Raw genomic sequence first — 14,143 nt, 5'->3', positions numbered from 1 at the left:
GCTGGCGACGCCATACCACACCGCCATACCACAGACAGACCACTAACGATGGATGCCGTAGGGGTCCGTATCGGCGGGCTCGGCCATCGAGATCAGTAGGGCGCTGACCAGGACCACCTGGGCCAGTAGCGCCGCACATCCGGCCAGGATCAGCCCGAGCGTGGCGGGGATGCGCACCAGCACGGGAATGACCGCCCCCACCACCCAGGCGAGTTGGAAGAGGGTCTCCGAATATGTGAACGTCCGGCCCCGTTCCTCGGGCCTGACGCTGGCGTGGAGCAGACCGTCGTATCCGAACTTGGCCGTTCCCCAGGCGAGCCCGGCGAAGAAGGCCACGGCCGCCGCCGACCAGACCCCGAACACATGGGCGCTGATGAACGCGGCGGCCGCCTCCAGGGCCAGGGCCGCCACCACCATCGGTTCCTCACGAAGGCGCCGAGCCAGGAACTGGGCCAGCAGCGATGCCACGCCGAAGCCGGCGCCGGCGGCGAGCAGCAGGCTGCCGAATCCCACGATTCCCGCCTCGTTGTCGCGGAACACGAAAGCCACCAGGAGGAGGAGGTAGCCGTTCAGGAGGCGGACGATGGCGGTGGCTATGCGGGCGTGGCGGACCGCCCGCCGGGAGGCGGGGGAGCGGGCGGCGCGGAACCCCTCCGCGCCCGGATGCCGGGCGGCCGGCCTGAGGTCGACCCGAAGACCAAGAGCGGCGATGCCCGACCAGGCGAAGATGCAGGCTGCCAGCACGAGCGCAGCCGTGTTTCCCACCAGGTTGATGGCGCCCAGCCCGATCGGGAGGATGGCGCCCCCGGCGAGGATTCCGAGCCGGGCGAGGCGGGCATTGGCCTCCACCAGATCGGCCGGATCGGGTAGCGCGGTCGGCAGGATCGAGCTGCGGCTGATCCCGTAGATCCGGGACAGCACCAGGATCCCGAACACCATCGACAGCATCACTACGTCGGTCTCCGCCCGCATCATGGCGATCACCAGCACCACCCGCCCCAACGATCCGACGGCCAGGCCGGCCCGGTGGCTGCGAGGCAGCCGGTGGACCAGCGACCCGAGCACGGGTCCGATCACGGCGAAGGGTGCCAGGGTGAGGAGAAGGAAGGCAACCACATTGCCCCGAGCCTCCGTGGTGGGCACCGAGAAGAACAGCGTGTCGGCCAGGGCCAGGGCCACCAGGGCGTCTCCGGCCACGTTCGTGGCATGGGAGATAGCCAGTCGCCGGAAGGCCCAGCCGTGTCGTGAGAACTGCCCCTCGATCTTGCGGCCCACGGCCCGGGTGGCGCGGGAGATCTTCGAGGGAGACCGGGGCTGCGGATAGTCGGTGCTCACACCATTAACGTAGCGGCGAGCGCGGGCGGACCGTCCCGCCGGTGCGGGCCCACGAAGTAGGACTAGCCGGAACGAGAACATGAACTTAAACCAGTTGCAGAAGGTTAAGGAAGGGAAGGGGTTCATCGCCGCCCTGGACCAGAGCGGGGGTAGCTCACCCAAGGCGCTGGCGGGATACGGGGTACCGGAGGACGCCTACTCGACCAGCGACGAGATGTTCGATCTGATCCATGACATGCGGACCCGGGTCATCACCAGCCCCGGTTTCGGTGGGGACCGGATCTTGGGGGCCATCCTGTTCGCCGACACGATGCGCCGCCGGATCGAGGGTCTGGACACGGCGCGCTACCTGTGGGGAGAGAAGGGCGTGGTGCCCTTCCTGAAGGTGGACGAGGGCCTGGACGAGGAGCGGGACGGCGTCCAGCTCATGAGGCCGATGACCGGCCTGGGGGACCTGCTGGAAGAAGGGCGGGAGAGCGCGATCTTCGGCACCAAGATGCGTTCCGTCATCAAGCTGGCCGACAGGGAGGGCATCGAGGCCAACGTGGAGCAGCAGTTCGAGGTGGGTGAGCGGATCCTTGAGGCCGGAATGATCCCGATCCTCGAGCCCGAGGTGGATATCGACAGCCCCGAGAAGGCCGAGGCGGAGGACCTGTTGCTGGGGGCCATCCGGGCCCGGCTGGGCCGGCTGGGGGACTCGGGCGTGATGCTCAAGCTGACCCTACCCAGCCAGGAGAACCTGTACTCGGGTCTGGTCGAGCATCCCAACCTGGTCCGGGTGGCGGCCCTCTCCGGGGGCTACGATCACGTGGAGGCGTGCGAGCGCCTGGCCCGGCAGCGCGGCATGGTGGCCAGCTTCAGCCGGGCCCTCCTGGAGGGCTTGAGGGTGGACCAGTCCCAGGAGGAGTTCGATGCGGTGCTGGACCGGCTGGTGGGCAACGTGTCCGAAGCTTCGGCTACGTAACCGTATGGCGCCGGCTCGGGTGCGCGTGGCATGAAGCCGCTGGCCGACGTACGTGTCGTGGAGTTGGCCAACTGGATCGCCGCGCCGGCGGCGGGAGCGGTCCTGGCCGATCTCGGCGCCGACGTCATCAAGGTGGAGCCCCCGAACGGTGATCCGGTGCGCGGCTTCCTCCGCTCTCCCGAGGTCGGCGGCCCCGCCGCCCAGGTGGACTATCCGTTCACGGTGAGCAATCGGGGTAAGCGGTCCGTGACCCTGGCGGTCAACAGGGAGGCGGGCCGGGAGGCACTGCTGGCGCTGACGGGCTCCGCAGACGTGTTCCTCACCAACATGCTCAACTACCGGCTGGTGAAATACGGCCTGGAACCGTCCGACCTGCTGGAGGCCAACCCGAGGTTGGTGGTGGCTCGGGTGAGCGGGTACGGGAGCCGGGGCCCCGAGGCGCACCGGCCCGGCTTCGACATGACCGCCTTCTTCGCCCGCGGCGGCATGATCGACACCATGACGCCGCCCGATGGCGACGCTCCCAAGCCGCCGACGGGACCCGGTGATCACGCCACCGCCATGGCGATGGTGGCAGCGATCCTGCTGGGTCTCCGGACCGCCGAGCGGACCGGCCGCGGCCAGGTGGTTGACACCAGCCTCCTCTCAATGGGGATCTGGACCATGGCCAGCATGCTGGCCGCCACCCTGGTGGACGGACGGGACCGTGAGCACCGGTCGAGGTCGTCCGAGGTCACGGCCCTGAACAACCGCTACCGGACCTCGGACGATCGGTGGCTGTTCCTGACCATGCCAGGGGGTGCGATGTGGCGACCGCTCTGTGTGGCGCTGGGTGTCGAGGACATGATCGAGGACGAGCGCTTCGCCGACGCGGACGCCCGCCGCGAGAACATGGATCTGGTGGTCCAGCGCCTCGATCGAGCGTTCGCGAAGAGGACCCTGGGGGAGTGGGGCGTGGTCCTCGAAGAGGCGGGCCTGGTCTGGAGTCCGGCTTCCAGCCTGAGCGACGTGGCCTCGGACCCGCAGGCCGAGGTCCTGGGTCTCTATCCCGAGATCGAACACCCTGCCGCGGGTACGTTCCGGACTGTGGCGACGCCGTTCGAGATGGAGGGCGCCGACCTTCGTCCGACGGGCCCGGCCCCCGACCCGGGCGAGCACACCGAATCGGTACTGCGGGAGATGGGTTGGGACGATGCCCGCATCGAGGCAGCCCGCCTCCGAGGCGCCTTCGGTCCGCCTGAATAATGCCGGGGGTCTTCATCATGAAGCCAAGGCCGTGAAAAAACCGTCGCTAAACTGAGGGTGTGACAGAAGACGGCGGTTCGGGCGCCGGACGCAGGCTCAGACAGCTAACCCTGCGGGACCGGCACGAAGCCCTCGGCGCCCGCTTCGCACCCTTCGCCGGCTGGGAGATGCCGCTCCAGTACCAGGGGATAGTCGGCGAGCACCATGCCGTACGCGAAGGGGTGGGGGTCTTCGATGTCTCTCACCTCGGCCGGGCCCTGGTGCAGGGATCGCAGGCGGGGCCGCTGCTCAGATCGGTGACCACCTTCGATGTGACCGGGCTCGTGCCCGGCAAGGCGCACTACTCGCTCTACTGCAACGAGGCCGGGGGCATCGATGATGACGTGTTCGTCTACCGGCTGGCCGGAGAGCGGTGGGCGGTCGTCCACAACGCTTCCAACGCCGAGCAGGACTTCGACCGGCTCCGGTCCGTGTTCGGCGACGAGGCCTCCGAGATCACCGCTGAGACCGCGATGCTGGCCGTGCAGGGTCCGGACGCGTTGTCGCTTCTGAGCACGGTCCTCGGGCCCGCCGTAGAGGGGCTCGAGATGCGCTCCTGCGTGGAACTCGACTGGGACGGTGGGCAGGTCATGTTCGCCCGCACCGGCTATACGGGCGAGGACGGCGGCGAGTGCGTAGTCGGGCTCGCGCAGGCCGCGGCGTTGTGGGATGCGCTGATCGAGGGAGGGGCATCGCCGGCGGGTCTCGGGGCGCGGGACACGCTGCGCCTGGAGGCTGCGCTGCCCCTGTACGGCAACGATCTGGACGCGGAGACGAGCCCCTACGACGCCGGCCTGGGTTTTGCGGTGACCCTCGATGACGGTGCGCCATTTACAGGGCGCGATGCGCTGGTCGAGGCGCGGGGGCGACCCCGGACACGGCGGCTCGCCCACCTCGAGGCGCGCGGGCGCGGCGTACTGCGGTCGGGCTACGCCGTGCACGCTCCGGAAGGCGGCGACCCCGTGGCTCGGCTCACCAGCGGAAGCTTCAGCCCGAGCTTGCGTCTCGGCATCGGCATGGCCTACCTTCCCGTGGAGCTTGCGAAGACCGGCGCCCGGTTCGAAGTCGATGTGCGCGGGCGTATGCTCCCGGTCGAAGTCGTTCGCCGTCCGTTCTACAGAAAGTCGAGGGAGTGATGAAGGCCGATTTCGAGATTCCGGACAACCTCTTCTACTCGGAGGAACACGAGTGGCTTCGCCGTGACGAGGAGAAGCCGGACGAGGGCGTCATCGGCATCACGGACTTCGCCCAGGACGGGGTGGGTGACGTGGTGTACCTGGAGCTTCCCACCGAAGGGGACCGGGTCACCGCGGGTGAGGCCTGCGGCGAGATCGAATCGGCCAAGACGGTCTCCGACCTCTACGCCCCGGTGGATGGCGAGGTGGTCGCCGTCAACGGGGACCTCGAAGACCAGCCGGAGCTGGTCAACGACTCTCCCTACGGAGACGGCTGGATGATCCGCGTCCGCATGGCCGATGCGGCACAACTCGAAGACCTGCTCGACGCGTCCGCCTACCGGACGCTGCTTGAGGACCACTGAGACGCTGATGCCTGCGCGGCCCTCACCGCATCCCTACATCCCGGCCACGGAGGCGGACCGGGCGCGGATGCTGGAGCGGATCGGAGCCCCCGATGTGGGCGCCCTCTTTGCCGACCTGCCCGCAGCCATGCGGGACCCGGCGATCCACCTCCCACCCGCCCTACCGGAGGCGGATCTGATCGCGTTGATGGAGGAGCGCGCCGCCGCCAACGCGCCGCCGTCACGGCCCGACTTTCTGGGCGCGGGTGCTTACCGGCGCTCCATCCCGGCCATCACCGGATACCTGACCTCACGTTCCGAGTTCGCCACCTCCTACACGCCCTACCAGCCGGAGATCAGCCAGGGGACCCTGCAGGCCGCGTTCGAGTACCAGTCGGTCGTCTGCGAGCTGACCGGCATGGACGTCTCCAACGCCGGGCTCTACGACGTGGCCAGCGCCACCGCCGAGGCCTGCCTGCTGGCGGCCCGGGTCACGAAGCGGAGGACCGTCGCGCTGCTAGAACCCATCCATCCCGGAACCGCCGAAGTGGTTCGCACCTACGCGCACGGCGCCGGGCTGGCCGTTGATCAAGTTCCGTCGCCCGATGCGATCGGTCAAGAGCACGCCTGCCTGGTAGCCCAGCAACCGGACTTCCTCGGAACCATCGTGGACCTCGAACCGCTCGCCGATGCTGCCCATGCGGTCGGGGCGCTGTTCGTGGCGGTCGCCGACCCGTTCGCGCTGGGCCTGCTACGGGCGCCGGGCGATGCCGGCGCCGACATCGTGACCGGCGAGGGCCGTGACCTGGCCGGTCCTCCCAACTACGGCGGGCCGTCCCTCGGTTTGTTCGCCGCGCGCACCAAGTACTTGAGGCAGATGCCGGGTCGCATCGTCGGACGGACCAGAGAACTCGCCGACGGGAACGGCAGCGGATACCAACGCACCGGGTACGTGCTCACCCTCCAGGCCCGCGAGCAGTTCATCCGGAGGGAGCGGGCCACGTCGAACGTGTCCACCGCGCAAGCCTTGATAGCGGTCGCCTTCACCATCACCGTCCAGGGGCTGGGCCCGAGCGGTCTACGCGACTCCGCCGTGCTCTGCTACCAGCGCGCCCACGACGCCGCCTCCCGCATCGCGGCGCTGCCCGGTTACGAGACACCCGAACGCGGGCCCTGGCTCCAGGAGTTCCTCGTTCGAGGGCCCATCCCCGCCGCCGAACTGGTGGCTCAGCTGGCCGAGCGCGGCATCGGAGCGGGCCTCGACGTGTCGGGGCGGCCGGAGCCCGAGGCGCGCGATGCCCTGCTGTTCGCCGTGACCGAGGCGACTCCCGATGCGCACGTAGACGCGTTGATCGGGGCGCTGGCAGAGATCGGGGGAGAGGCGTGAGCGGCTCCGGACCTGGCGTAGCCGACTTCGGAGCGCGCCTGAGCTTCGACCGCGGAGAACCGGGCCGTCGAGCGGTCGACGTGCCCTCGTGGGCGGGGGAGGAGGCTCCTCTGCCGGACGATCACCTGCTGCGCGACTCGGTGCGATTGCCCGAGCTCAGCCAGGGAGGGCTGGTGCGCTACTACACGGCAATGTCGGCGCGGAACTTCGGCATCGACTCCGGTACGTATCCGCTGGGCTCCTGCACCATGAAGTACAACCCGAAGGTCAACGACACGGTGGCCTCCCTTCCGGGGTTCGCCCGGGCACATCCCCAGGCCCGGGAGGAGGACGTACAGGGCACGCTGTGGGTCCAGTTGGAGCTGGGTCGTGGTCTGGGCGAGCTCACCGGCCTTCCGAATGTCAGCTTCGCCCCTGCCGCGGGCGCACACGGAGAGTTGGCAGGTGTTCTCATGGTGGCTCGCGCGCTCGAGGATCGGGGAGAGCTCGAGACCCGCCGCCGCATCCTCGTTCCGGACTCGGCCCACGGCACCAACCCGGCGACGGCGACCATGGCGGGATTCAAGGTCACCCAGATCCCGACCGGCGCCGACGGCTCGCTCGACAGGGCCACGATCGAGCGAGAGCTCGACGAGACCGTGGCGGCCGTCATGGTCACCGCGCCCAACACCCTCGGGCTGTGGGAGCAAGGCATCGAGGAGGTGGCCGAGCTCATCCATGACGCCGGCGGGTACCTGTACGGGGACGGGGCGAACTTCAACGCGATCATGGGCCGCGTGCGCTTCGGGGACCTGGGTTTCGATGTCGTCCACCTAAACCTCCACAAGAGCTTCAGCACCCCCCACGGTGGCGGCGGCCCGGGCGCCGGACCCGTATTGTGCTCCGAGGAACTGGCCCTGTACCTGCCTACGCCGATGGTGGAGGAGGGCGATGACGGTCTCGTGCACCTGGTCGCGCCCGCGCGCAGCATCGGCCGGCTCCAGCAGTTCCAGGGCAACGCGGCGGTCCTGGTCCGCGCCTATGCGTACATGCGGGCGTTGGGGCTCGACGGCCTGCGCGCCGCCTCCGGCCAGGCGGTGCTAAACGCCAACTACGTGCGCGCCCTGCTCCATGGCCACTACGACCTGCCGTACGACCGTCCGGTGCTGCATGAGGTGGTGTTCTCCGGCTCCCGCCAGCGCCGGGAGCTCGGGGTGCGAACCTACGACATCGCCAAGCGCCTGATCGACCACGGTTTCCACCCGCCGACGGTCTACTTCCCGTTGATCGTCGAGGAGGCCCTGATGATCGAGCCCACCGAGTCCGAGCCTCCCGAGGCGATCGAAGCGCTGGTCGAAGCCCTCATCTCGGTCGCGAAGGAGGCCGAGAGCGATCCCGACACCCTGCACCATGCCCCCTGGACCGCACCCATAGGCCGCCTCGACGAGGCCACAGCCGCCCGCCGCCCCGTACTCCGCTGGACCTCGGAGGGGCAGTAGCCCTAGGGGTTACCAAAGACTCAGAACGGAGCTTCGTGACGGAGACGGGGCCTGTGACGGTCACACTGGTCGTGTGCCCAGCCGTCACCAAATCTCCTGATCGGGTTTCCGGGCTCGATGGGCCGACCGCAGTTATGGCATATGGTGCGATACTGCGCTTGAACTGTCGGTGAGGCAGAGTCCCGCGAGGGATGCGATGATCCACGCGACTCAAGGAGGCTGGCGCGTGTTGGAAGGGCTCCAGCCGACTGAGTGATACCTGCCTCACGCAGGTACGGGCTGGGAACTCCGGTCGTGACAAGCACGAGCTTGTGGCGGGTTCGCGTGATGGCGACATAGGCCAGGCGTCGCTCGTCCTCTATGGCTACCTCCAACTCTTCCTCGCTCTCAGCTTCGAGTACCGTTCGACGGTGGGGAAGCTGATCATCGTCGGCGCCGAACAGAATGACCGTGTCCCACTCGCGTCCCTTTGCCCGATGGATTGTGTTTAGCTCGATCGCGTCCTTGCCTCCTTGGCTGTTCCGATCCTGGTTTAGCAACAACGCGCGGCTTTCGAGGTGTGTGACCAACTCGAACAGGCTCCGGCCTGTTGCTGCGTCCTGGATGTCCTCTAGCGCTTCTACCTCGTACTGATCGTGGCGGGACAACTGGTCGACGCTCATGTAGTGACGGTCGAGCCCCCCGGAAGTTCGAAGGAGCTTCATGGCGGCGGTGGCATCAGCAGCGGTCCTGAGTTCCTGACATAGCTGTGCCCATTCCCGCTGTCCCCTGGTGCGCCACTCCTCTGAACCGGTAGCGCCGATCGATTCCACCGCCCCGGCGAAGGAGAGCCGATCGCCGAGAGCTTGCCGAATCCGGTGCTGGTCGCCGTCGCGGAGGTAGCGGTTGGGGACACGAAAAGAACGTTTGATGTCTTCGGCCTGGGCGCTCCTAGGCGACGACACAACTCGCAGATAGGCGAGCACGGTCTTCTCCGAATCAGTGAGGCGCAGCGACTGACGTGGCGCATTGACAGCTACCCCCTGTTCTGCACATGCGCGTACAACGGCGCGTAGCAAACGGCTGGTGCGCGCCAACACCACTATCTCGCCGGGTGGCCCGTCATGTTCCTTCAGCAAGGTCGTGGTCTCATGAGCACCCGCGGCAAGGCTCTCGGTAATCCGAAGCTCAATCTCACCTAACCCCTTCCGGTTGGGACTCGGTAGAATCTCCTTGGGGAAACGACGTCTGTTGTTGCTGATAAGACTCCGGGCGGCGTCGGTGACCACGGGTGGGCAGCGATACGAGGTGCTCAACACGACGCGCTGAAGACCCGGGTACTTTGTGTCCAACATCACAATGCGCTCGACGCTGGCCCGCCGCCATGTGTAAATGCATTGATCCTCGTCGCCTACGGTGAAGAGAGAATCCTCCGGTGCCGCTACGAAACGGATCAGTAGCTCCTGCGCTGGCTCAATGTCCTGGTACTCGTCAACTAGCACGTGTTCCCATCTATCCTGCCAGCGCCGTCTAGCAGCATCATTGCTCTTCAAATGCTCAACGGCTCGGAATATCAGGTCATCGAAGTCATTGCGTCCCGCAGCTTCCAGATGCTCCTCATAAAGGGTGTAGATTTCGGCGGCAGTCCTGTAGAAGCTGTTTGCTGCTCGTTGCCGAGCCGTCAGCGGGTCCCACATTTCAGATAGTTTGTAATTGCTCACTACTTCGGCCGCTACCGGAGCGTCAATCCAGACACCATCCTCGACCGCATCCTTGGCTAGCTTCGCGATCCGACGCCACTGACCATGACTGATGGAGCCGATTTCCGAACGAAGAAGGCCTTCCTGGTCGAGGATGGCCCTTCCGAGCGCATGGAACGTCTTCACTTGGACATTGGCGAGACCCTTCGGCTCAAGGCGAGCCTCTAGGTCAACACGGGTATCTCGGTTGAAGGTGGTGCACAGGATTCGGTTAGCAAGTGCCCCCCTCGCGAAGAGTTCCTGGACCCGGGCGATCATGGTGGTGGTCTTGCCGGAGCCGGCCGGCGCAATGACCTGTATTACTCCTTCGTGGCCGTCAACCGCGCGGCGCTGGTCGGCGTCGAGATGGGCCTTCCAGGCCGGCACGCTGCGCTCCGAAGCAGGTGTCGATGGAGGGGGCAGTGAGGTTTGCGGCTGGTGGCGGCCCAGGAAGAAATCGAGGATTCGGTGCCACCAGGCGCGACGTGCTTCCCGGGGTTGTTCTGTGTAAGTCGTGACGTGTGATCGCGTCTCAAGCTCGGAGACTATCTGTTTCGTGACTGCAGACGCCCGGCGGTATATCTCCGAGCCTGTGAAGCGAAGGGTCTTCCAGCCTAGAGCTTCGAGTTGCGCGTCTCGCCGGGCATCGCGCTCCGCATCATGCCATCCGCGTCCGTCGCATTCGACGACTAGATGCTGGGCGGGGAAAGCGAAGTCAACCCGGTACTTGATGATGCCGTACTGTGCCTGCGGCGTCAAGCCGTGACTACGCATAGCACCGAGCAGGATCGCTTCGATCGGCGTGAGGGGCGGTATCCCATCGCTTTGCTGGTTCCGGGCGTAGGTCCGCATTAGATACTGAAGCCGTTCGAGGCTCCATGGATATCCCATTTCCGGTGTCGTGAGTTCTACCGGATCGAGTTCGTCGAACGACCTGTCGACGCCGAGAAGTAGCGTGAGGTCGCGGCGGAACGATGGCTCGACCAGAAAAGAGTAGATGTCATCGACGTCCCCATTTGTTCGAGCGGGTACTCCGAGAATCGCGATGCGCTCGTGGCCGTCCATCAATCTCAAGATGCTTGCCGCAGCGTTCTCAAGCGTGTCACGTGTGACCGTCGCTGAGCGAGCATGTACGATGTGCCTGTTCCGCACCTCGGCAAAGTGGAACACGGCGAAGCCTTGCCTACGCAACGCTCTCCTAGATGGCGGCGAGGTTGTCCAGGTCAGTTCCCGCTCGGCCTTAGCCACTTCTCCGGTCCTTGACTCAGTCGGCGGTCAGGTACGGCATAGCAGCCTAGAGAATGCAAGCGAGCGGCAATCACGGTGGCCGGGCTGCGCGCGAAGGGGGCTAACAGAACCGAGTGGTCGAGCAATACACCCAGGCCGATGTCCCAGACTCATGGAGAGGCCGCGCAATTTGTCAACGCGGACGAGGCCAAGAGGGACTCAGGTGTCTTGTGGCAGAAGACACTGCCGCCCGCCGCCCCGTCCTCCGCTGGCAAGAAGACAGCGCATAGCGGCCACGAGTCCAAGCTATTTCAAAATTAAACTTTGAATTAGCCTAGCATGGTTGTAATCTGCTGTGCATGCTGATCGACAGGGACCTGGCGCCGCAGGTACTCGCGGCAGCGCGGACGATGCCGTCCGTCACTCTGACCGGACCGCGCCAGAGCGGTAAGACCACCCTGTGCCGCACGCTCTTCCCCGATCATGCTTACGTGACGCTCGAAGCTCCTGACACGCACGCGTTCGCTAGAGCGGATCCTCGTGGTTTCCTGGCCGGGTTATCCGAGGGCGCCGTGATCGACGAGGTGCAGCGCGCACCGCATATCCTGTCGTACCTGCAAGGCCTCATCGATGACGATCCGGAGCCCGGACGCTGGATCCTGACCGGATCGCAGAATCTCGCTTTGCTGGAGGCGGTAAGCCAGTCGCTGGCCGGTCGGACAGCCCTCCACAATCTGTTCACCCTGACCCGTGGGGAGATCGTGCGCTTTCCCCGTCACCCGACAGGTCTTGAGGAGTCACTGCTGGCAGGCTCCTATCCCCGAATATTCGACCGCGGCCTCGACCCGTCCGACTGGCTCCGATCCTACGTCGCGACCTACATAGAACGCGACGTCCGATCCATCAGGAGCATCGGAGATCTCGCCACCTTCCAACGGTTCGTTCAACTGTGCGCCGGACGCACCGCCCAGTTGCTCAATTACTCGTCCCTGGCCGGCGACTGCGGAGTATCACAGCCGACCGCGAAGGCGTGGCTGTCGGTCCTCGAAGCGGGGTTCGTAGTGTTCCGGCTTCAAGCCTTCCACTCGAACGTGCGCAAGCGGCTCGTCAAGATGCCCAAACTGCATTTCTACGACACGGGCCTGGTCTGCTGGCTCCTCGGCATCCGGACGCCCGAACACCTGCGTTCCCATCCGCTACGGGGTGCGATATTCGAGACATGGGTCGTTTCCGAGATCGCCAAGCACCGGGCCAACCTGGGCGAGCCGGGCGGGCTCTCGTTCTATCGGGATCGCAACGGGGTCGAGATCGATCTGCTGATCGACCGTCCGGACGGGATCACCCTCGTGGAAGCCAAGTCGGGGATCACGGCGTCCTCCAGCTTCTTCGGCGCCGGAAGGACAGTCCAGCGGCACATGGCCTCCATACCTCGCCCATCCGACATCATGGTGGTGTACGGGGGTGACGATCTCCAGTTCCGCTCGGACGGGACACTCATGCCGTGGGCGCGCCTCCATGACGCCGGCCCTAAGTGATGGTTGCGCGGGTCGACGAACTGGCGCTGCCTGAGTCCGCGCTCCGCGACTGGGTAGCCTGGGAGCGTGTACGCACACCGGATCCGATGGGAGTCCCGACGCTCGCCCATCCTGTCCACGCGGGGTGTGGTGGCCTCAAGCCAGCCGCTGGCCACCCTGGCCGGTATCTCGGTGCTGCAGTCGGGCGGCAATGCAGCTGACGCCGCCGTTGCCACCGCCGCGGCGCTGGCGGTGGTCGAACCGGGTTCCACGGGCATCGGCGGTGACTGCTTTGCCCTCTTCTATGACTCCGGCCGAGGTGTGGTCGACGCCGTCAACGGCAGCGGACGGAGTCCCAAGGCTCTGACACCGGAAATGGCCGGGGGACCGGCTGGCTTCGATCCACAGGGACCCCACGCGGTGACGGTGCCCGGCGCGGTCGCAGGCTGGGTGGACACCGTGGAGCGCTTCGGGCGGATGTCGATGGCTGAGGTGCTGGCACCGGCCATCGCGCTGGCCGAGGACGGGTTTCCGGTGACGCCCATCATCAGCGGCGGCTGGAAGGGGCAAGAAGACCTCTTGAGGGCTAGGGGACCTGCCGGCCACGATCTGCTGGTCGACGGCCGTGCTCCAGGGCCAGGCGAGGTGTGGAGAAACGCGTCCATCGCCCGGGTGATGCGCGCCGTGGCGGAGGGCGGCGCCGACGCGTTCTATAGCGGGTGGCCGGCGCGGGCCATCGTCGAGGCTGTGCAGATGAACGGTGGCTGCATGACGGCCGACGACATGCGAGATCACCGTTCATCCTTCGACAGCCCGATCTCAACCACCTACCGTGGCTACACCGTCTACGAGTGTCCTCCCAACGGCCAGGGCATCACCGCGCTGATGGCTCTGAACATCCTGGAGGGATTCGACATCCCCTCGACCCGACCGAGGTCGCCGGAAGCGTTGCACACGACCATCGAGGCGGTCCGCCTGGCCTTCGCCGACGCCCGGGCCTACATCGCGGATCCCACCCGCGCCCGCGTCCCCGTCGCCGCCATGCTCAGCAAAGGGTACGCGGCGGAGCGTCGCCGGCTCATCTCCTCCGAGGCCGCCATCGAGTTCGCAACCGCCGGCCACCTGCCGGGCGGATCCGACACCGTCTACCTGTGCACGGTCGACGGAGAGGGGAACGCCTGCTCCTTCATCAACAGCAACTATCACGGCTTCGGAAGCGGCATCGTGCCCCGTGGCTGCGGGTTCAGCCTGCAGAACCGCGGCGCCGGGTTCGTCCTCGAACCGGACCACCCCAATGCCATGGAGGGCGGGAAGCGCCCCTACCACACCATCATCCCTGCCATGCTCACCCGGCCGGACGGGTCGCTCGTGGGACCTTTCGGGGTGATGGGCGCGTGGAATCAGCCCCAGGGACACGTCCAGGCGGTTATCAATCTGGTGGACCGCGGCATGGATCCCCAGAGTGCCATAGACGAGCCTCGCTTCTCGATCTACGACGACCCGCCCAATGGTCAGATCTGGGTCGAGGACACCATACCGGAGGGCACGATCAGCGCCCTGGCCCGACTCGGGCACCCCGTCCGTCCCGCTTCGGGCGCCCTGCGAACAACGGTGGTAGGCCGAGGGCAGATCATCGTGCGCGATCCGGAGACCGGTGTCCTCTGGGGTGGCTCCGATCCCAGGGGCGACGGCTGTGCCATCGGTCTCTGATCTCTCT

The 14,143-nt window shown here is 66.5% G+C and carries 10 protein-coding genes; 8 read left to right on the top strand and 2 right to left on the bottom strand.

What is annotated here, in order from left to right; genetic code table 11:
• Positions 1–42 precede the first annotated feature (42 nt).
• Positions 43–1,335, bottom strand: coding sequence for a hypothetical protein (locus OXK16_08255; protein ID MDE0375937.1), 1,293 nt, complete (start codon positions 1,333–1,335; stop codon positions 43–45).
• 79 nt (positions 1,336–1,414) lie between these two features.
• On the opposite strand from OXK16_08255, the gene OXK16_08250 reads away from it, so the two are divergent.
• From OXK16_08250 to gcvPB, 6 genes are read left to right on the top strand one after another with little or no spacing between them, the layout of a single operon-like run.
• On the top strand, positions 1,415–2,299 hold the full coding sequence (locus OXK16_08250; protein MDE0375936.1) for a fructose bisphosphate aldolase: 885 nt from the start codon (positions 1,415–1,417) through the stop codon (positions 2,297–2,299).
• Positions 2,300–2,329: 30 nt separating this feature from the next.
• The gene (locus OXK16_08245; protein MDE0375935.1) at positions 2,330–3,544 is read left to right on the top strand and encodes a CoA transferase; all 1,215 of its coding nucleotides are present in this window, start codon (positions 2,330–2,332) and stop codon (positions 3,542–3,544) included.
• 59 nt (positions 3,545–3,603) lie between these two features.
• Complete coding sequence (gene gcvT, locus OXK16_08240; GenBank protein ID MDE0375934.1) at positions 3,604–4,719, top strand: glycine cleavage system aminomethyltransferase GcvT; 1,116 nt, start codon at positions 3,604–3,606, stop codon at positions 4,717–4,719.
• A complete protein-coding gene (gene gcvH / locus OXK16_08235) occupies positions 4,719–5,123 on the top strand; it encodes a glycine cleavage system protein GcvH (GenBank protein ID MDE0375933.1) in 405 nt (134 codons plus the stop codon). The genes gcvT and gcvH overlap by 1 nt, the downstream gene beginning before the upstream one ends.
• A 7-nt stretch (positions 5,124–5,130) precedes the next feature.
• Positions 5,131–6,489, top strand: a complete 1,359-nt coding sequence (gene gcvPA, locus OXK16_08230) for an aminomethyl-transferring glycine dehydrogenase subunit GcvPA (protein MDE0375932.1) — start codon at positions 5,131–5,133, stop codon at positions 6,487–6,489.
• Positions 6,486–7,967 carry an aminomethyl-transferring glycine dehydrogenase subunit GcvPB gene (gcvPB, locus tag OXK16_08225; protein MDE0375931.1) on the top strand — a complete coding sequence of 494 codons (1,482 nt, stop codon included), beginning with the start codon at positions 6,486–6,488 and terminating at the stop codon, positions 7,965–7,967. The genes gcvPA and gcvPB overlap by 4 nt, the downstream gene beginning before the upstream one ends.
• A gap of 20 nt (positions 7,968–7,987) precedes the next feature.
• Here gcvPB and OXK16_08220 read toward each other — a convergent pair whose 3' ends face one another.
• Positions 7,988–10,750: a UvrD-helicase domain-containing protein gene (locus OXK16_08220; GenBank protein ID MDE0375930.1), complete on the bottom strand. Its 2,763-nt coding sequence runs from the start codon at positions 10,748–10,750 to the stop codon at positions 7,988–7,990.
• Positions 10,751–11,271: 521 nt separating this feature from the next.
• Between OXK16_08220 and OXK16_08215 the strand changes: the two genes are divergently transcribed.
• Together OXK16_08215 and OXK16_08210 are read left to right on the top strand one after the other, a co-directional pair.
• Positions 11,272–12,447 carry an ATP-binding protein gene (locus OXK16_08215; protein MDE0375929.1) on the top strand — a complete coding sequence of 392 codons (1,176 nt, stop codon included), beginning with the start codon at positions 11,272–11,274 and terminating at the stop codon, positions 12,445–12,447.
• Between the two features lie 66 nt (positions 12,448–12,513).
• On the top strand, positions 12,514–14,136 hold the full coding sequence (locus tag OXK16_08210; protein MDE0375928.1) for a gamma-glutamyltransferase family protein: 1,623 nt from the start codon (positions 12,514–12,516) through the stop codon (positions 14,134–14,136).
• Positions 14,137–14,143 lie beyond the last annotated feature (7 nt).

Source organism: bacterium, assembly GCA_028821235.1.
Taxonomy (GTDB): domain Bacteria; phylum Actinomycetota; class Acidimicrobiia; order Spongiisociales; family Spongiisociaceae; genus Spongiisocius.
The sequence above is the reverse complement of the archived record's forward strand: the minus strand, read 5'-3'. Positions and strand labels throughout refer to the sequence as shown.

Coding starts and splice junctions, on each gene's coding strand:
- OXK16_08250 (MDE0375936.1), top strand. CDS start 1,415: ATGAACTTAAACCAGTTGCAGAAGGTTAAGGAAGGGAAGGGGTTCATC.
- OXK16_08245 (MDE0375935.1), top strand. CDS start 2,330: ATGAAGCCGCTGGCCGACGTACGTGTCGTGGAGTTGGCCAACTGGATC.
- gcvH (MDE0375933.1), top strand. CDS start 4,719: ATGAAGGCCGATTTCGAGATTCCGGACAACCTCTTCTACTCGGAGGAA.
- gcvPA (MDE0375932.1), top strand. CDS start 5,131: ATGCCTGCGCGGCCCTCACCGCATCCCTACATCCCGGCCACGGAGGCG.
- OXK16_08220 (MDE0375930.1), bottom strand. CDS start 10,750: ATGGACGGCCACGAGCGCATCGCGATTCTCGGAGTACCCGCTCGAACA.
- OXK16_08215 (MDE0375929.1), top strand. CDS start 11,272: ATGCTGATCGACAGGGACCTGGCGCCGCAGGTACTCGCGGCAGCGCGG.